Source organism: Stenotrophomonas sp. YJH_SMC_53 (assembly GCF_059369995.1).
In genome coordinates this window covers 455,475-473,879 of record NZ_JCAFTF010000001.1, presented here as the reverse complement: position 1 = coordinate 473,879, position 18,405 = coordinate 455,475, and the positions used below count along the sequence as shown (strand labels likewise).

Annotated in this window: 15 protein-coding genes; 3 read left to right on the top strand and 12 right to left on the bottom strand. The window is 66.1% G+C overall.

Translation table 11 applies throughout. The features are described from left to right. Positions 1–6 precede the first annotated feature (6 nt). Positions 7–594, bottom strand: coding sequence for a biliverdin-producing heme oxygenase (locus AC5P7X_RS02120; protein ID WP_053497501.1), 588 nt, complete (start codon positions 592–594; stop codon positions 7–9). Between the two features lie 109 nt (positions 595–703). On the opposite strand from AC5P7X_RS02120, the gene AC5P7X_RS02115 reads away from it, so the two are divergent. Continuing rightward, positions 704–961 carry a DUF2789 domain-containing protein gene (locus AC5P7X_RS02115; protein ID WP_032954498.1) on the top strand — a complete coding sequence of 86 codons (258 nt, stop codon included), beginning with the start codon at positions 704–706 and terminating at the stop codon, positions 959–961. 93 nt (positions 962–1,054) lie between these two features. On the opposite strand, the gene AC5P7X_RS02110 is transcribed toward AC5P7X_RS02115, so the two are convergent. The 5 genes from AC5P7X_RS02110 to AC5P7X_RS02090 all read right to left on the bottom strand — a co-directional run bounded on the left by AC5P7X_RS02110 (position 1,055) and on the right by AC5P7X_RS02090 (position 6,798). Beyond that, a complete protein-coding gene (locus AC5P7X_RS02110) occupies positions 1,055–3,973 on the bottom strand; it encodes a TonB-dependent receptor (RefSeq protein WP_495214366.1) in 2,919 nt (972 codons plus the stop codon). Positions 3,974–4,193: 220 nt separating this feature from the next. Continuing rightward, entirely contained in the window at positions 4,194–5,126 is a 933-nt protein-coding gene (locus tag AC5P7X_RS02105; RefSeq protein ID WP_495214365.1) for a FecR family protein, read from the bottom strand. A gap of 103 nt (positions 5,127–5,229) precedes the next feature. Continuing rightward, positions 5,230–5,730 (bottom strand): RNA polymerase sigma factor, encoded by a 501-nt coding sequence (locus AC5P7X_RS02100; RefSeq protein ID WP_053497507.1) that lies wholly within the window; start codon positions 5,728–5,730, stop codon positions 5,230–5,232. A gap of 82 nt (positions 5,731–5,812) precedes the next feature. Beyond that, on the bottom strand, positions 5,813–6,268 hold the full coding sequence (locus AC5P7X_RS02095; protein WP_171957463.1) for a hypothetical protein: 456 nt from the start codon (positions 6,266–6,268) through the stop codon (positions 5,813–5,815). 35 nt (positions 6,269–6,303) lie between these two features. Further along, a complete protein-coding gene (locus AC5P7X_RS02090; RefSeq protein ID WP_070489729.1) occupies positions 6,304–6,798 on the bottom strand; it encodes a hypothetical protein in 495 nt (164 codons plus the stop codon). A 184-nt stretch (positions 6,799–6,982) separates the two neighbouring features. Between AC5P7X_RS02090 and ppa the strand changes: the two genes are divergently transcribed. Both ppa and AC5P7X_RS02080 read left to right on the top strand, forming a co-directional pair. Then, positions 6,983–7,519, top strand: coding sequence for an inorganic diphosphatase (gene ppa, locus AC5P7X_RS02085; RefSeq protein ID WP_005410935.1), 537 nt, complete (start codon positions 6,983–6,985; stop codon positions 7,517–7,519). Between the two features lie 152 nt (positions 7,520–7,671). Then, positions 7,672–8,793, top strand: coding sequence for an HDOD domain-containing protein (locus AC5P7X_RS02080; RefSeq protein ID WP_171957461.1), 1,122 nt, complete (start codon positions 7,672–7,674; stop codon positions 8,791–8,793). 59 nt (positions 8,794–8,852) lie between these two features. Here AC5P7X_RS02080 and AC5P7X_RS02075 read toward each other — a convergent pair whose 3' ends face one another. The 6 genes from AC5P7X_RS02075 to thiC form a co-directional block, all read right to left on the bottom strand. Beyond that, positions 8,853–9,062 carry a hypothetical protein gene (locus tag AC5P7X_RS02075; protein WP_032955995.1) on the bottom strand — a complete coding sequence of 70 codons (210 nt, stop codon included), beginning with the start codon at positions 9,060–9,062 and terminating at the stop codon, positions 8,853–8,855. A 169-nt stretch (positions 9,063–9,231) separates the two neighbouring features. Next, a complete protein-coding gene (locus tag AC5P7X_RS02070; RefSeq protein ID WP_495214364.1) occupies positions 9,232–12,081 on the bottom strand; it encodes a TonB-dependent receptor plug domain-containing protein in 2,850 nt (949 codons plus the stop codon). Between the two features lie 49 nt (positions 12,082–12,130). Further along, a complete protein-coding gene (locus tag AC5P7X_RS02065; protein WP_053497516.1) occupies positions 12,131–13,030 on the bottom strand; it encodes a helix-turn-helix transcriptional regulator in 900 nt (299 codons plus the stop codon). 115 nt (positions 13,031–13,145) lie between these two features. Next, entirely contained in the window at positions 13,146–15,464 is a 2,319-nt protein-coding gene (locus AC5P7X_RS02060; RefSeq protein WP_372484500.1) for a winged helix-turn-helix domain-containing protein, read from the bottom strand. A 259-nt stretch (positions 15,465–15,723) separates the two neighbouring features. After that, positions 15,724–16,395: an ion channel gene (locus AC5P7X_RS02055; protein ID WP_050562719.1), complete on the bottom strand. Its 672-nt coding sequence runs from the start codon at positions 16,393–16,395 to the stop codon at positions 15,724–15,726. Between the two features lie 136 nt (positions 16,396–16,531). Continuing rightward, positions 16,532–18,376, bottom strand: coding sequence for a phosphomethylpyrimidine synthase ThiC (thiC, locus tag AC5P7X_RS02050; RefSeq protein ID WP_495214363.1), 1,845 nt, complete (start codon positions 18,374–18,376; stop codon positions 16,532–16,534). Positions 18,377–18,405: the final 29 nt, after the last annotated feature.

The window sequence follows — 18,405 nt, the reverse complement described above, 5'->3', positions numbered from 1 at the left end:
CGCGCATCAGGCGAATTCCACTTCGACGTGGCGGTACACGCTGCGGAACGCAGCGTCGGCTGCATCGATCACCTGCTGGTCCTGCTCGGCACTCAGCGGCACCGCGTCCAGCACAGCGGTGAACTCGCGCCAGTGGCGCGCTGTGCCATCGGGATGGGCGGCCAGGTGGCGGGCGCCGAAATCACGGTGCAGGCCGAGCCTGGCCGCCATCTTGTACAGAAGGGTGCCACCGAGATTGGAGCCTTCGGCCACGTACAGCCAACCCAACGCAGTCGGCAGCGCGAGGTCCGAGGGCAGCGCGTCAATGTCCGCGCCAGGCAGGGCCTGCTCCAGGTCCTGCAGGTCGCGTGCGACCTGTGTCAGGCGCCGGCGCTCTCCGAGATCGGGCAGCAATGCGTCCAGGGCAGGGTTGGCATACAGCGCATCGATGCTGCGGTGGAAGCGATACTGCACGCGCAGGAAACGGGCGAAGTTGCTGCGGTCGGCGAAGATGTCACCGGCCATGATGCGCTTGTCCAGCGCACCGTGGCTGTCGCGGGTGGCGGCCTTGAGCCGCAGGCTGCGGCTGTCTTCGGGAGCGATGTGTGCGTTCATGGGGGAATGCCAGGAGGGTCGTCCTGCTGTAGACGTCCGCCGCGGGGGTTTCCCCAAGCCCATGTGTGCCGATAATGGGGCCATCCCCTTCTTCCACCCGGAACCGATGATGATCACCACCGAACCGCGCATGACCAACCTGTTCCTGCAGCTGGGCCTGGACGCCAGCGCCGAAGGCATCGCCCGCTTCATCCGCGAGCACCAGCTGGCCACCGACGTCGAAGTCGTCGAGGCGCCCTACTGGAACGATGCCCAGCGCCAGTTCCTGGCCGAGTCGCTGCAGGCCGATGCGGCATGGACCACCGTGGTGGATGAGCTGAACGAGTCGCTGCACGAAGATGCGGTGAAGGCGGCGACCGGGCTGTAAGCAGACGCCGGGCGTGACCAGACGCTGGCGATTGCACGGCAGAAGCGGTGCGGACCGAGGTCCGCACCCACCAAAGGCGCTCTGCGCTGGCGGTCAGTACGTCCAGGTCAACGCCAACCGCGCGGTGCGGCCCGGTGCCGGCATCACGCCCAGGGCCAGCGGGTCCAGGTAGTAACGGTCGGTCAGGTTGTCGACGCCGGCTTCCACCGACAGCTGGTCGTTGAAGCTCCAGCTGGCGAACAGGTCGACCAAGGTGTTCGGCCGGTACAGCTGCTGGATCGCCGACAGGCCCACGTTCCAGTCCTTGTCCAACTTGCTGATCGGGCCAGCGTTGTGGACCATGCGGGCGCCGAAGGTCAGGCGCTCGTCGAACAGGCGCGAGCCCAGGATCAGGTTGACTGTGTAGCGCGGCGGGTTCTGGGTGTTGGTGTACGAGCCCTCGAAGCCACCGTCCACGCAGTTGGGTGTATTGGCCAGCTCGTCGTTCCTGCGCTGCGCACCATAGGCACGACGCTCGGCGGCGATGTCCGGCGCGCAGGTCTTGGCCTTGAAATAGTAATGCGCGGACAGGTCGGCGAAGACCTTGCCGCTGTCATAGCTGGACTGGAATTCCATGCCCGAGACCTTGAACTGATCGACGTTGCGGATCAGGCCGGCCGAAAGCGTGCGGTAGTCACGGGTGATCAGGTCGTCGATGCGGGTATCGAAGTACGCCAGCTTCAGCGCCAGGCGGTCGCCAGCGGTGAACAGGTCGTAGCGGAGGGTGCTGGCACCGATTTCCCAGCTGCGCGCGCGCTCCGGCTTCAGCTCACCGACCGGCTTGGCAGCGGTGAACAGGCCCAGCGTGGTCTCGAACAGGCTCGGCAGCTTGGTGCCTTCGGCGTACTTCACGTAGACCAGGGTGTCTTCGCTGAAACGGTAGGCCACGCTGGCGGTAGGCGAGAACGCGGTGTCGCGACGGCGGATCGGCTGCGACCAGCTCCAGCTGACCGGCACTTCCAGATCCTGCGGCTTGCCGGCGTCGTAGAAGTTCCAGCCGGCGATGTCGCCCACCGTACCCTTCTTGTACGGCGAGGCCAGCAGCGAGGCCTGGGTGAAGTTGCCGTTGGCATCCGGATACCAGTTCAGCAACGCGATGCGCTTGGCGCGCCACGAGGGCAGTGCCGGGTTGCCGTTGAGCAGCTCGGTGTAGCGGTACTGGCCCTGCACCTCGTAGGCATAGGGCGTGGCCAGCCGGTTGCGGTCGTGCACGTCCACCCGGTTCCAGCGGCCACCGGCCAGCAGCTCCCAGTGTTCGTCGGGCTGCCACTTCAGCGCGGCCACGGCGCTGTATTCCTTGCGCTCGGCATTACGCAGGAAGCGGTTGTTGACCAGGTCATCGTGCATGATCGGGCCCGAGCTGCCCGGGGCGATGTCTTCGTCGCTGTAGGACAGGCCGTAGTCGAGCGTGAACGCACCGGCGCGGGTGTCGAACCTGGAGGTATTGCTGGCATCCAGGCCGAAGCGCTTCTGCCGCAACGGATTGCGGTAGGCATCCTTGTAACCGGGATCGCCACTGAAGCTGGGCGCGTCATACCACTCTGTGCGGCGGTCGAAGTACCACGGGGTGATGCCGGTCAGGCTGTTGTACATCACGCTGTCGGTGTCGGTATACGCAGCGTTGACGCGCAGGTCGATCAGCCCGCTGTCCGGGTTGAAGCGATAGCGCAGGGTGTAGCTGTCCATGTCGACGTGGCCCGGGTCCCACTGCGGGATGCGGTCACGGTCGACGCGGATGATCTGCGAGGCCATGATCTCGCCGGCCGTGCCTTCATAGCGGCGGTAGCCGGCTTCCAGGCTCTGCGTGTCATCGATGCGCCAGGTGCCCTTGAGCAGCGCCGACTTGGAGCGCGAGGAAGTGTTGAACACTTCGGTGCCCGGCGGATTCAGCGGCGCCAGCGTGCGCCGCGTCTGCGGGAAATCATCGTAGCCATGCTTGCCGGAGAAGTAGTTGCCGTTGTCCCGGTACGCGTAGGCCGCAACCAGGTCGAAGCGGTCCCAGTGACCGGCACCGGCCACGTTGAAGAACTGGCTGCCGGTAGCGCTGCGATCGCTGCGCGGCGCCGCACTGTATGACGGCAGGTTGTTGGCACTGCCATTGGCCAGGCCACCGCGCACGCGCACGCCGAAGTCGCGGCCCTCGCGCAGCACGTCACCGATCTTCAACGTCTCCATCTCGACCACGCCGCCGATGCCACCGGACGCGTTGGCCTGCAGGCTCGGGCCCTTGGTGATGGTCAGGCTGGAGATCAGGTCGGGGTCGAGGTAGGTGCGCTGTGACTGGCCCGCATAGCCGCGGTAGGTGTCCATGCTGGACTGGCCACCGTCGATGATCACCGGTACGCGGCCCTGGCCCTGGATGCCACGGATGTTGACGTCGAAGCCGTTGCCCACGCGCGGATCACCGGCGGTGACACCGGCCACCCCCTTGACGATGTCACCGTTGGAGGTGCCGCGGAAACGCTCCAGATGCGTGCGGTCGAGCGTGGTGGTCGAACCCACGCTGCGATAGCTGTCGAGCAGGCGCGCTTCATCGTTGTTCGCACCGCTGTCGACGCGGTCGCCGGCCACACTCAGCGTGTCGGTGACGATCACACCGCTATCGGCCCGCACCGGCGTTGCTGCCCCCAGAGTGGCCGCATCGGCGCTGACCCGGCGCACCGCCACGCCACTGCCCTGCAGCAGGCGCTGCAACGCCTGGCCGGCCGACAGGCTGCCGCTGACCGCGTGGGAGGTTACGCCGTGTGCCAGCGATGCGGGGTACACCACCTGCACGCCGGATTGGCGCATGTAGCTGCGCAGGGCCTCATCCAGCGGTTGTGCAGGAATATCAAAGCGCAGTACGGCCGCGTGCTCGCTGCGGGCGCTCTGCGCCAGTGCGGGTAGCGTCGTACTGGCCAGCCCGGCGGCAAGCAACGCAATGCACAGACGGGACGGGCGCAGTACGCGGCCCGAACGGTGGGAGTCGAACATGGAAGAACCTGTCAGGTAATCGGTGCCGCGAACGCGGCGTCATCCGCAACACGGGCGGACACGGCGACGTACGTGGCGACGGCGGGTACGTTCGCCGGGTAAGACGGCTGGGCGCGCGACAACCCCAAGAGCGATTTGCGGTCACGGGGGATGCCGACGGGGCGCCGTGGTTGCCGACCGTTGGTCGGCACAGGAACGCTCATCCACGCGTGGCGTGGATCTACTGCACGATGGCGACGCCGAATGGAAGACGAATAACCTGAAGACCTGCCGTTGCCGCCAGTGCATCCAATGCCTGCTCCGGGCGGTCGATGCGCAACGCAGCACTCACTGTAGGCAGACGTGACAGATCACCGCGCACGAAGGCCGGCCCCGCGCGATAGCGCCCCACCCACTGCACCGCATCGGCAACGGGGACCTGCTCCAGCAGCAGCTCGCCCTGGCGCCAGGCGCCGACGCTGTCGGCGGTCACGTCAGCCCGTCGCATGACTCCGCCATGTTCAGTGTAGACGGCACGCTGCCCCTGCTGCAGGTACGTCCAGCCACCGTCGGCCGGGCTGGCCACGCGCACCCTGCCCTGCCCGACCTGGGTTTCCACCCCGTCGTCGCCACGCGCAACGGTGAACGCGGTCGAGATATCCTCGACCAGGCCATTGCCGGCGCGCACGCTGAAACGCCGCTGTGCATCCGGGCTGACCTCGAACCAGGCGCGCCCGCGCAGCAGCTCGACCTCACGGGCGTTCGCATTGAAGCGCACGGCAATCGCACTGTCCGCATCCAGCACCGCGCGACTGCCATCGGGCAGCCGCACGTGCTGCACCTGATGCATGCTGCGATGATCGGACTGCAGGCGCAGCCACGCCTCCGGCCATGCCACCAGCATCGCCAGCATCGCCGCCACAACCATCGCCCAGCGCAGTCGATGTGGCCGTCGTCGTCCGCTGGACCCGGCCTGCGGGCGCGGCCCGACACTGCGCCACAACGCGCGCTCGTGTTCGAAGGCCCTGCGGTGCCCCGGCTGTTGCAGCCAGTGCTCGAACGCCTGGATGCGTGTATCGCTGATGTCACCCGAGGCCAGCCACGCGATCCAGTCCCGGGCCTGTTCGGCCAGGGCGTCATCATTGGCGGCGGGCAGCATGTTCGGCGGGCTCATCGGCTGGCGGACAGGCGCATTCAAGCGCGGGCGGGGAACTAGACCGCATCCACGGTCCAGTGATCAAGACGTCTGCGCGAAGGCCAGCCCCAAGCCGGCGCGCTCATCGACCGCTGCGCGCCCAGGCCAGGCGCTGCAGCGCGGAGCGCACATGATTCTCGACGGTGGTCACCGACACTCCCAGGCGGCGTGCGATCTCGGCCTGCGTGAGGCCCTGCAGGCGGTTCAGCCGGAAGATGGTGCGGGTCGGCTCCGGCAGGTGACCCGCCGCATCGAGCACCCGCTGCAGCTCATCCTGTGCCATGGCCTGCTCCTCGGTGGAGATCACCTCGTCGGCCCCCCACAGGTAGTGGTCGACCAGCAGCCGGTTGCGGCGGCTCGATTCGCGGCCGTGGTCAGTGGCCAGATTGGCGGCCAGCCGATACAGATAGGCCCGCGGATTGTCGATGGCCTGGCTGTCATCGACCCCACGGGCCTTGAACCAGACCGCCTGGATCACGTCCTCGGCGCCGCTGTCGCCCCCCAGTATCCGTTGCACACGACGCAGCAGCGCTGGCCGCTCGCGGATCAGCAGTTCGGTGAGCGTGGCGGCATTGGAGGACATGCGCGGAGCCGGGACGACAGACGGGGCGCCGCGCATGCTACTCCGTTAATGCAAATAAGTCACATTCTTATTGATGCCGGGACTACAGGCAATCAACCAGTGCGTCGTAGGTATTGGCTGTCGTGCCGGGCAGCGGCGCGTGCAACGCATCGAACCCGTCTCCCGCTTCCCACACCTGCAGCAGGGTTTCCAGGCGTGTTCCGGCAGCCAGTGGCAGCACGCAGGCGTAGCGGCCACGGTTGACGTTGATGCGGCCGCTGGCTTGTACCCGCGTGTCGCTACCGGCGAAGGTCCACACACACTGGATAACCACTCCCGTGGCCTGTTCCACGGAACAGCGCAGGCGCATGGCCCACAGATTGATGTACTGCCCCTCGCAGAAGGTATCGCCACACACCTCATCGAAGCCACGCACCAGTTGCCGCTCGGCAGCAAGGAAACGCTCGTGGCCGCCCCCCGGGCCGGAGTAATCCCGCGCATCGACGAACGCAGGCGCAGCCTGCGCGACGCCGGTGAACGGCAGGCTGACAGACAGCACGCAGCACAACAGCCAGCATTTGCAGAAGCTCCCCATCAGCCCACCCTCCCCTGCGTGCGCAGGCATTCAGGCAGCCCATCGAAGAGACCATGGCCAAGCCCGGGCAGAGGGGCGATCAGGCCACCCGGCGCTTCCAGGGAGGCGTAGAACGCGTCGACGGGCACCCCGGGCTGCATTTCGACCGGACAGACCCAGCTCCCGTTGTCGATCCGCACGTGTCCCGTGTCGGGCTCAACCTCCAGCTCGCTGGCGGCCACCACCCAGACACAGCGCTGCACGGTGCCGCGGTGGGCGAGCACGGCGCAGCGGAACTCCATCACCCGGTAGTTGCTGTAATCACCTTCACACAAGGTGTCGGCGCACCATGCGGCGAATTCACCGGCGACCGCGTCCTCCAGGGCAAAGGCCCGGTCCCATCCGGCCTCGTCGGAGGGATAGTCGATCAGATTGACATGCACCCCGCGCGCAAGCGCGGGCAACGGCGCCAGCAGCAGCAGCAAGGCACAACAGCCCAAACGGTTCCAGTTCATGGCAAGTCTCCTTGGCAAGGACGTCCAGCCTGCCGCGGGGACCGGGTCGAACCCATCGGGAAACCCCGCCCCACCCGCTCCGCCGGAGGCGGGCGCGCAGGTCGGCCCAGCCCTACCCTGCACAGCGCCCGGCAAAGGCATAAAATGGTGAGCTATCCGTCTATACCCCCACCTGGAGCACACCATGGGCCTGGAACTCGTCTCGCCCGGCAAGAACCCGCCGGAAGAAATCAACGTCATCATCGAGATCCCGAAGGACTCGGAGCCGGTGAAGTACGAAGTGGACAAGGAAACCGGCGCGATCTTCGTCGACCGCATCCTGTCCACCCCGATGCGCTATCCGTGCAACTACGGCTACGTGCCGAGCACCCTGTGTGGCGACGGCGATCCGGCCGACGTGCTGGTGGTGCTGCCGCTGCCGCTGGTGCCGGGCTCGGTCGTGCGCTGCCGTCCGGTCGGCGTGCTGAAGATGAGCGATGAGGCAGGCAGCGACGAGAAGATCCTGGCCGTGCCGGTCTCGAAGATCTTCAGCGGCTACGCCCACGTCGAAGACATCGCCCAGGTCTCGAGCCACTGGCTGGAGCGCATTGGCCACTTCTTCGAGCATTACAAGGACCTGGAGAAGGGCAAGTGGGTCAAGCTGGACGGTTGGGGTGGCGCCGCTGAGGCCAAGCAGATCCTGATCGAGGCGCACCAGCGCCATCTCGACAGCAAGGCCTGAGCCTGAACCGGATCGCTCCGGCGATACCCCGCCGGAGCGATGCGGGTCACGTTTCATGATGACGGCACATCACTCTTGCTGCCGTATTAGGTAAATTGCGTCACTTCACACGTCATCGACATCCATCGTCGAGACAGCCAGGGGAACGTGTCGTGCGTATTCTGCTTGTTGGGGATGCAGCCAGCCTGCCGGCTGAGCTGACCGAATTCATTGCCGATCTTGGGGAAGACTGGCAGCCGCTGACCGCCGCCGATGGCCAGACCGCGATGACCGCGGTGGCCACGCAGGGCGTGGACGCGGTGATCGTCTGCCCGCAGTTGCCCGATCTCAATGCCACCACGCTGCTGGGCCAGATCCGGACACTGCGCCCGGAAACCATCCGCATCGCGCTGGTCGATGCACACCATGGCAACCGCCCGCCGCCGGCGCGCCTGATCGGTGTCGCCCACCGCTTCCTGCCGCTGCCGCTGGCGCCGGAAGTGCTGCTGGAGGCATTGACCAGCCTGGAAGAACTGCGCGAAGTGCTGGACAGCCCGCGCCTGCGCGATGCCATCGGCCGTATCGAGAAACTGCCATCGCCACCGCACCTGTACCTGAGCCTGACCCAGGCCCTGGAACATGATGACGATACCGACAGTGCCGATGTGGCCAAGCTGGTCGCCGCCGATCCGGCCATCGCGGCCAAGGTCCTGCAACTGTCGAACTCGGCTTTCTTCAGCCAGGGCCGCACCATTGCCGACCTGCGCACCGCGGTCACCCGGCTGGGCCTGGCCACGCTGCGTGACCTGGTGCTGGCCAGCGAAGTGTTCTCCGCGCCGACGCTGTCGGCTGCCGAGCGCAACTCACTGCAGCAGCGCGCACTGCTCGCCTCCCGGCTGGCCGCACGCCTGCTGCCCGAGTCCAGCGCCGAACTGGGGGCGACCGCCGCACTGCTGGCCGACATCGGCCTGCTGCTGCCCGGCGTGCGCAACGAGCGCAGCGAGCCCGCGCTGGCCAGCGATGCCCGCCCAGGCCATGCCGAGGCCGGCGCCTACCTGCTGGGCCTGTGGGGCCTGCCGATGCCGATCATCGAAGCGGTGGCCTTCCACCTGCAGCCGCAGCGCGCCAACACCCGCAGCTTCTGGGTGACCGGCGCGGTGCACGTGGCCCTGGCACTGGTCAATGGCGACCCGGTGGACGAGGACTACCTGCAGCGTGCAGGCGTGCTGAACAAACTGCCGCAATGGCGCGAGCACGCCAATGCACTGATGGGACTGGTGCCCAGCGACGCCTGAGCGTGCTGGATGATGTCCGGACGACAGAGGGCGCACCCACACGGTGCGCCCTTTCCTTGTCAGCGGATACCGCAGGCATCCTGCACGCAACGCCGGTACTGCGACTCGCAGATGACCGGTGACTTGCCACTGGCCAGGCACTGCTGGCGGAACTCTTCGCAATAGAGCCCGCCACCACAGACACCGAGGCCCTGCGCGAACACCGCGCCCACCAGCGTTGCATAGATCAATGCAGCCGCCGATGCCTGGCGCAGCAACGTGTTCTTCATACCCCTCTCCACATGCAAGCGTCCGGTATTGGACCTCCTGACTGTGTCGATTGCGACACGACGGGACCGTGACTGCGCTCACCTTCCAACAGTTTCCGGAATTCCCCTACAAAAAAGAGGGCGGACCTAGCGGCCCGCCCTCCTCGTGTTGCTACCGCACTTCGATGGATCAGAAGCGCTGGGTGTACTTCATGTACAGGAAGCGACCCACATCGAAGCCGCCGTAGTAGGCGAACGCCGAGTTCGGAGCCGAGTACTGCAGCGAACCCTTGTGGTCGAACACATTGTTCGCGCCCAGGGCGATCGTCGCATCCCACGGTGCCTTCCAGCTGACCTGCAGGTCGTGGAAGGTGTTGGAGCCGGTGTGACGCAGCGGATCGGTCTCGCCGTTGGCCATGTGGTTCGGCGCATCGCACCAGCCGTCAGCCAGCGAGATGCAGCTTTCCTTCATGCCGGAGTAGTAGCGCGCGGTGTAGTTCACACCGAAATCGCCGTACTGCCAGTTGACGCCCAGGTTCGAACGCACGCGGAACAGGCCCGGCTCGCTGACGCGGCCAACCATGATGTTGTCGCCGTCGCTGTTCTGGCGCTGCTCGTCGTACTTGGCGGTGTAGCTGGTGGTCCAGTCGATGCTGAACTGACCGATGGCCAGTTCCGGCAGGCGGTACTTGATGCCCAGGTCGTAACCTTCGGTTTCCATCTTGCCGAGGTTGGCGGTGCCGTAGGTGATCGCACTGACGTGGCCGTCAGCCGCACGGGTCACGCTCGAGCAACGCTCGGAGTTGCCCAGCACGTAGCAGTCACGCAGGATGCGGTCGACGCTGTCAGCGATGATCATGTCGCTGATTTCGTACTTGTACCAATCCAGCGAGACGTCCAGGCCCTGCACCCAACGCGGGCTCCACACCAGGCCGAAGGTGGTGCTCTTGGAGGTTTCCGGCTTCAGGTTCGGGTTGGCACCCGAGATGAACTGGTCACCCGACTGGCACGGCAGGGTCGAACATTCCTTGCCTGCCTGGCCCAGCTGCACGTAGTTGGCCGGCACGCCCGCGCCGGAGCACGCGGCATTGCCGGCAACGCTGCCCGGAGCCTTCACGCCGCACGGATCGATGTACGACTCGAAGCTCGAGCTCAGGCCACCGTACAGGTCACTGATGGTCGGAGCGCGGAAGCCCTCGGCGTAGGTGCCGCGGACCAGCAGTTCATCCAGCGGACGCCAGGTCAGGCCGAACTTGCTGTTGGTGGTGCCACCGAAGTTGCTGTAGTCCGAGTAACGGCTGGCAACGTTCAGGGTCAGTTCCTTGGCGAAGGCCATGTCGGCCAGCAGCGGCACGTTCAGTTCGAGGTAGACCTCGTTCAGATCGTACTGGCCGCGGGTCGGCTTCTGGCCCAGGCCGGTGGACTGGCCCGACTGTGCGAAGGCGTCCGGCACGTAGCTGCCTTCTTCCTTGCGGTGCTCGACACCCAGGGCGAAGCCCAGGTCGCCGGCCGGCAGGGTCACGATGGCACCCGACAGGTTGGCGGTGAAGCTGGTGGTCTTGGTGACGCCACGGGTGGTGAAGGTCGGGAACAGGAAGTCCTGCAGCTCCTGGTTCGCCAGCGAGCCCTGGCCATCAACGCCGTACGGCAGCAGCGGGTTCCACGGGCGGCAGTCGCCCAGGATCGGGTTGGCCGCGGTGCCGCAGCGGGCAACGCCGCCGGCATCGATGAACGACGGGCCCAGGGCCTGACGCGCGCCGATCAGGCTCATGTCGCCACGGTTGCTCTTGATCGACTCGTTGCGGTTCCACAGCGCGCCGACATCCCAATCGAAGGTCTTGCCGCCGAGCTCGAAGAAGCCGGTCAGGGTCGGAGCGAAGCGCAGGGTCTTCAGCTGGCTGTCAGTGGTACGCGGCACTTCCCACAGGCGGCGACGGAAGCTGACGTCCTGGCCGACCGGATTGAAGGCGCTGGCAGCCGACAACGGGGTCTTGATCGAGTTGGAAGCGGACTGGTACGGGTAACCGGCAATCTGCTGGAACGTCTGGCGCTCGTTGTAGAGCACGTCGGTGTTCAGGCTGATCGAATCGGTGAAGTCGTAGGTGCCGTTGATGTAGACCGACTTGCGCTTCACACCGGTGAGCAGGGTCATCTGCTCGTTCGAGTTGGCGAACTCGTCTTCGGTGATCGTGTGGTAGTCGTTCGGGTTCTTCGGGTTGCCACCCGGGTTCAGGGTCTGCCACACAGCGCTCGACTTGGTGCAGTCGTACAGCGCCGGGTTGCACCAGCTGCCGTTCTGGCTGATCGGGCTCCAGTCAGCCGAGGTCGAGTTCGGACCCAGCGAGCCGTCACGGCTGTACCAGCGGTCCTTGGCCCACACCGGATCCTGCTTCGAGTACTCGGCCGACAGGGTCAGGCTGCCGCGTTCGCCGCGGGCACCGAGGGTCATCGAATAGGTTTCGGTGTCGCCGTCGCCCTTGCCGTACTGGCCGACGTAGACGTTGGCTTCGCCGCCATCGAAGTTCTTGCGGGTGATCACGTTGACCACGCCGGCAATGGCGTCGGAACCGTAGATCGACGAGGCGCCATCCTTCAGGATCTCGATGCGCTCAACGGCCGACATCGGGATCTGGCTCAGGTCCTGCAGGCCCGAGGTCGAAGCGCCCAGGCGCTTGCCGTTCATCAGCACCAGGGTGCGCTCGGCGCCCAGGTTGCGGATGTCGACGTAATAGCCGCCCACGTTCTCGCCCGAAGCCAGCGACTCCGAACGCGAGATGGCCGGGGAGCCGGCCGAGGTCAGGTTGTTCAGCACGTCGGCGACGCTCGAGAAGCCCTGCTTTTCCAGGGATTCGCGGGTCATCGTCAGGATCGGCTGCTGGGTTTCCACCGAGGCGCCGCGGATGCGCGAGCCGGTGACCGAAATGCGGTCCAGGTCGGTGGTGCCCTTTGCTTCCTGCGCCGAAGCAAAGGCCGGCGCCAGCGCCAGCGCAATGCCGGCCGGCAGCAAGCCGAACCGCACTGCGGGATTACGAACGTTCATCTATCTCTCCAAGGTACGTGTTAGCAGCGTGTTAAAACACCCCAGCACGTTACGATTGCGTTGCAGCGCTGTATTTGCGCGAACCAACCGGAGACTTTGCGGATTGTGGCGGGAGCAAGCCGCCGTTCTCCCTGAAGCGCGATGCGGACTGGCCGTAGCGGGCGCGGAACGCACGCGCGAAGCTGCAGCAGTTGTCGAAACCGCTGGCGGCAGCGACCTCGCCCACCATCATGTCGGTGTCACGCAGCAGATCAGCGGCGCGTTCGAGGCGCAGCCGTGCCGAAAGCGACTGCGGGCTTTCCTCGTACAGGCTCTGGAAGGTCTTGGACAGGTACCAGCTGGAGAAGTTGGTCAGCTCGGCCAGTTCGCCGATGCGCACCACCCGGTGGCTGTTGCCTTCCAGATAGAGGCGCGCGCGCTGCATGCGGCCGAACACCTGGCGCTTGCGGCTGCGCGAGCGGCCCGGGCAGCGCTGCACGTTGTCGGCCAGGCCGCGCTGCAGGCCCGCGAGGTGCAGCAGCAGCGGGCGCAGGGCCTGCGCCGGCTGGCCGCTGGCCAGCGCATCGCGCCACAGGCGCAGCGCCACGCGCGCATCAGTGCGGTTCATCCGGCCACGACCTGCATACAGGCCGCAGTCGGCCATCTCGGTCAGCACGCGAAGCGCTTCGATGTTCAGGTTCAGGCCAACGCACAACCCGTTGCGACCGGCCTGCACCAGCGGCCGCGATTCCTTCTCGAACGCGATCCACTCGCCTTGGCGCAGGCGGAAGCGCCCTTCCTTGGCCTCGACCCACGAGCTGCCACGCACCTGCATCCAGACAGTGAAGCTGGAGCCGGCGGTCTGCAGGCTGCCCAGCCGGGCCACGCCCAGGCAGGTCGGTGCGACGTCGTCGAGCGACCGGTCCAGGGAAACAGTTTGGCCGCGATCGGCCAGCGAGAGTTGACGCATGGGGGCACCACGGATTTGCCTAGTACAGGACTCCGTTTTGCCAAATCAGGCGGCACTGCGTCAGGAAGGTCCGACGAGATCGCCACGAATTCGCGACGAGATCCCGACGAAGAAATTACGAAGGCCCATTTCCCTTGAACAACAACAACTTGGAGAATGCGGGGAACAGTGCAGGCGGGCGTTCGGGCAACCGCATCACGCCGATGTCAGCGCCATCGCTGACCGCCATCGCCACGAACAGGTCCTTTCCGTCGGCGCTGGCACTGAGCCCGTTGCCGGCGCTGAGCCGTTCTGCGTCCAGGCAACGTTCCGCCTCCTCCCGGCCGGGCTGGATGCGCACAAAGGTGGTGCCACACGTGGTCGAGGTACCGAGGTAGCCGATGCCGCTGTTGCCGGTCACGGTCCAGGCCCGGTATCGCCAGCGGCTGGGCCGGTCATCGCTGATCTGCTGCACGCTGGCCGGGGACAACGCGGCATCCGCCGACCACAGGCCACCGGCGGCCAAGCGGGTGAACAACACGCGGCCACTGCTCCGGTCAAAGCGCGCCTGCGACACCCCATCGATGCTGGCCAATCGGCGCCAGGGCTGGACGCTGCGATCGAACAGGCTCAACCGCGTGCGCTGGTCGGCATCGCGCTCGACCACAAACAGCTGCTGCGGCGAGGCGCCATACAGTGCCTGCAACGGCTGTTCGGCCGGAACCGGCAAGGGTTGCAGGCGTTCATCGCGTGGCGCGATTTCATAGAGCACCGTGCGCCCATGCGCATCGCGGCCAACCACGAGCAACTGCCGGCTGTCGGCCGACCAGTCAGGCGCCTGCCGCGCTTCCGGCCGCAGCCCTTCGATGGGACGCAGCGAATCCGGTCGCTGCATGTCCGCCCACCACAGGGCGAAGCTGCCGGAACGATCGGAGGTGAAGACCAGCTGGCGGCCATCAGGCGCTGCCATCGGCTGCCCATCGCGGCCACTGGAGGCGAACAGGCGCTCGGGCGTGCCGCTGCCCTGCATCGGCACCTTGAACACGCCGAACTGCGCGCGCCGGTGGACGAACGCCAGCATGCCACCGCGTCGCGACACCGCTGGCCACTGCGCATCATCCAGGCCGGCATCGCGCAACGTGTGCCGCTCGACGTCCAGGTAATAGAGCCGCGCCTCGCTATCGACACGGCGACCGAAGACGATGGTTCGGCCATCGTCCAGCCAGGCCCAGCCGCGCAGCTCTGCCGCTTCATCGGTCAACTGCTCGGGCGTACCGCCCGCGGCTGGCACCCGCCACAGATCACCCAGCTGCGGGTTGCGCACGAACACCAGCCATTGCCCATCAGGCGAATAACGCGGTGCGTAGTCGAAGTCATCCTGGTCGACGCTGTAGGCCAGCGCGCGCCACTGGCCACTGGCCAGGTCCAGCACGCGGATGCCACGGTGCGCGTAGCGACCGACCATGCTGCCGAACACCAGGCCACGCCCATCTGGCGTCCAGTCGAAACTGAGCAGCTCCGTCCCATCGCAGCGTGTAGCCTGGCGCAGTGCGCCACCGGTGGCGCTGGCGATCAGTACCTGGCAGCCGCCGTCGGCGGAGAACCGCGCGAAGGCGATTTCGCGACCATCCGGCGACCAGTTCGGGAAGCGATCGACGGCACCGGCCGGTGGCGCCAGCAACTGGCGCGCCGGCGCGTTGCCGGAGGTCTGCAGCTTGATCGCGCCACCGCCGTTGCCATCCTCGTTGGCGCCCTCATAGGCCACCAGCGAACCGTCCGGTGACAGCGTGGGATAGGTTTCGAAGCCGCTGGTTGCGGTGATCAACCGATACGGTCGCTGCGGGCTGCCGATCACCCGCGTACCGTTCTCCACGGCAGCCTCCACCGGCGAGCTGCCGGCCGGTGCACGACGCAGCAGCAGCGTGGTCAACACCAGCAGCGTGGCCAGCATCAACACGCCCAGCACCAGCAGCACGCGCCGACGGATATGGCGCCAGCGGCGGCGCGCTGCCTGTGGATGCGCAGGCAACGCAGCAGTGGTCACCGGCTGCGCGGCCATGCCTTCGTCGTCGGGGACGCCTGCGGCCACGGGCTCGGCATCGTCCAGCACCTGCACCGGGACCAGAAGCCGATAGCCTGTCTTGGCGATGGTTTCGATGTAGGCCTGGCCGTTGTCGTCGTCGTTGCTGAACGCCTTGCGCAGCTGGGTGACGGCCTGGGTCAGCACATCGTTGGTCGGCAGCGTGTCCGGCCATACCTCGGCGAACAACTCGTCGCGGGTGACAACGCGACCCGGCTGCCGCAGCAGCACGCGCAGCACGCCCAGCGCCTTCGGCGTCAGCCGGCGCGGGCGACGCGCGCCGACGACCTCGACTTCGCGCGAGGACAGAGTGACGGTGCACTCTCCTATCCGGATCCGATCGGATACCGGGAACTGGATTTCGCTGCTGTTCATTTTCTGCTACACAGTAGAGACAGGTCCCGGGCAGTGTTTGCCTTCGATACCGCCCCGTCCTGGGAACAGCGAAAAGCCAGACTCCGCACAAAGCATCGGCGCATACCGCAAAAACAATCGAGCGCGCGAATACTAGCCTATGCAAGTTACCTCGCCTATCGCGTGGTCGACATCAGGCTCTCTCTCGCCGACGAATTCACATAATTTGCGACATCATTCGCGCCCTTTCGGGCGCGAAATTTTTATCTGGCGTTCATTTTCACATGCGCCGCAACATGGTCAATCCGACCAGCCGCGAAACCACCAAAGCCACGTACATCACGCCGGAAAACTGCTCCAGCATGACCAGCGCGCGTGCCTGTGGATGCAACGGCACGACGTCACTCAAGCCGACTCCAGACAGCAAGCTGAAGCTGAGATAAAGCAGCTCCATCCAACTGCGCTGCGAGCCTCCGCCGGTGCCCTGGAAGCTGCCCGGGTACCACTGCTGGCATACCGCGAATGCGAACGCAAATGCCCATGCAAGCAAGGTGAATGTCGCGCCTGCGGCGAACAGTTCGTCGCGGGTGACCTTGTGGTCCTGGAGCATGTAGGCAATCAGGGCGCCGGCCGTATAGAAGTACAGCAGGCTCTCCAGCAACTGTGCGGTGGTCAGCAGTGCGCTGCGGTCGAGCAATGCGCCAGCCAGCGAGAACACCACCGACGGGATGGCCAGCAGCAGTGCCAGCCAGGTGCCCAGTGGGCTGCGCTGGACCACCCACAGCGCCAGGCCCAGTACCGCCATGCCGAACATGCCCAGCGCCGCGCGGCCGGCAGCGGTGTCATCCAGCGCGGGGTACAGCAGCACCGCGATCAACTGGGCACCCAGCAGCCAGGCCGAAGGATGACGGCGGGCAATGGCCAGCCAACGGGTGGTCATGGCAACGGGCATGGTGTCCTTCCCCCAGGGTGATGCGCGGAGCATAGCGGGGAGCGGCGTGATGAGCGGTGGTGCCGGCCGCTGGCCAGCGCTCCTCCCGGCCCCTGCACAACCGGCCGCCGGCCGGCAGCCGGCACCCGGCTACTCGTCATCCCTGGTGGTAGACCTCTGCGCCAGCCGCGCGGAACTCCTCCGACTTCTCCTTCATGCCGGCTTCGGCGTAGTCACGCAAATCCTGGGTGATCTTCATCGAACAGAAGTGCGGGCCGCACATCGAGCAGAAGTGGGCCAGCTTGTGCGCATCCTTCGGCAGCGTCTCGTCATGGAACTCCTTGGCCTTCTCCGGATCCAGGCCGAGGTGGAACTGGTCTTCCCAGCGGAACTCGAAGCGCGCCTTGCTCAATGCGTTGTCGCGAACCTGCGCACCCGGATGGCCCTTGGCCAGGTCGGCTGCATGCGCGGCAATGCGATAGGCCATGATGCCGTCGCGCACGTCCTGGCGATTGGGCAGGCCGAGATGCTCCTTCGGCGTCACGTAACAGAGCATGGCCGTGCCGAACCATCCGATCATCGCCGCGCCGATCGCGCTGGTGATGTGGTCGTAGCCCGGTGCGATATCGGTGGTCAACGGCCCCAGCGTATAGAACGGCGCCTCGCCGCACTCACGCAGTTGCTTGTCCATGTTCTCCTTGATCAGCTGCATCGGCACGTGGCCGGGGCCCTCGATCATGGTCTGCACATCATGCTTCCAGGCAGTCTTCGTCAGCTCGCCCAGCGTTTCCAGCTCACCGAACTGCGCGGCGTCATTGGCATCGGCGATGCAGCCCGGGCGCAGGCCGTCACCCAGCGAGAAGGTCACGTCATAGGCCTTCATGATTTCGCAGATCTCTTCGAAATGCGTGTACAGGAAATTCTCCTTGTGGTGCGCCAGGCACCACTTGGCCATGATCGAGCCCCCGCGGCTGACGATGCCGGTCACCCGCTTGGCGGTGAGTGGCACGTAGCGCAGCAGCACGCCGGCGTGGATGGTGAAGTAGTCCACGCCCTGCTCGGCCTGCTCGATCAGTGTGTCGCGGAAGATCTCCCAGGTCAGTGCTTCGGCGCGGCCGTCGACCTTCTCCAGCGCCTGGTAGATCGGCACCGTACCGATCGCCACCGGCGAGTTGCGGATGATCCACTCGCGGGTTTCATGGATGTGCTTGCCGGTGGACAGGTCCATCACGGTGTCACCGCCCCAGCGGATCGCCCACACCAGTTTCTCTACCTCCTCGGCGATTCCCGAGGAAACGGCGCTGTTGCCGATGTTGGCATTGATCTTGGTCAGGAAGTTGCGGCCGATGATCATCGGCTCGCTTTCCGGATGGTTGATGTTGTTGGGCAGCACGGCGCGGCCGCGCGCGATTTCATCCCGCACGAACTCCGGAGTGATGATCTTCTGGATCGAGGCGCCGAACGCCTCGCCCGGGTGCTGCTGCAGCAGGCCCGCATCGCGGATCGTCTCCAGCCGCTGGTTCTCGCGGATGGCAACGAATTCCATTTCCGGCGTGATGATGCCGCGCCGCGCATAGTGCATCTGGGTGACGTTCGCGCCTGCCCGTGCACGGCGCGGCAGGCTGCGGGCGGGGAAGCGCACGGCAGCGAGCTTCGGGTCGTGCTCGCGATCACGCCCGAACGACGAACTCAGGCCTTCGAGCTGCTCGGTATCGCCACGTTCCTCCACCCAGCCGCGACGCAGTGCCGGCAGCCCGGCGCACAGATCGATACGCGCGTCCGGATCGGTGTAGGGGCCGGACGTGTCGTAGACCGTGACCGGTGCATTCTCTTCGCCGCCGAACAGCGTCGGGGTGCGGGTCAACGCGATCTCCCGCATCGGCACCTGCAGATCCGGGCGCGAACCGGGCACGTGGATCTTGCGCGAGCCGGGAATGGGCCGGGTCACGGATTCGGAGAGTTGCTGGGCCTGTTGCTGCAGGGCGGAGAGCTGTGCGTTCATCGGGCATCGTCCAGAAAGGTCAGGGACGA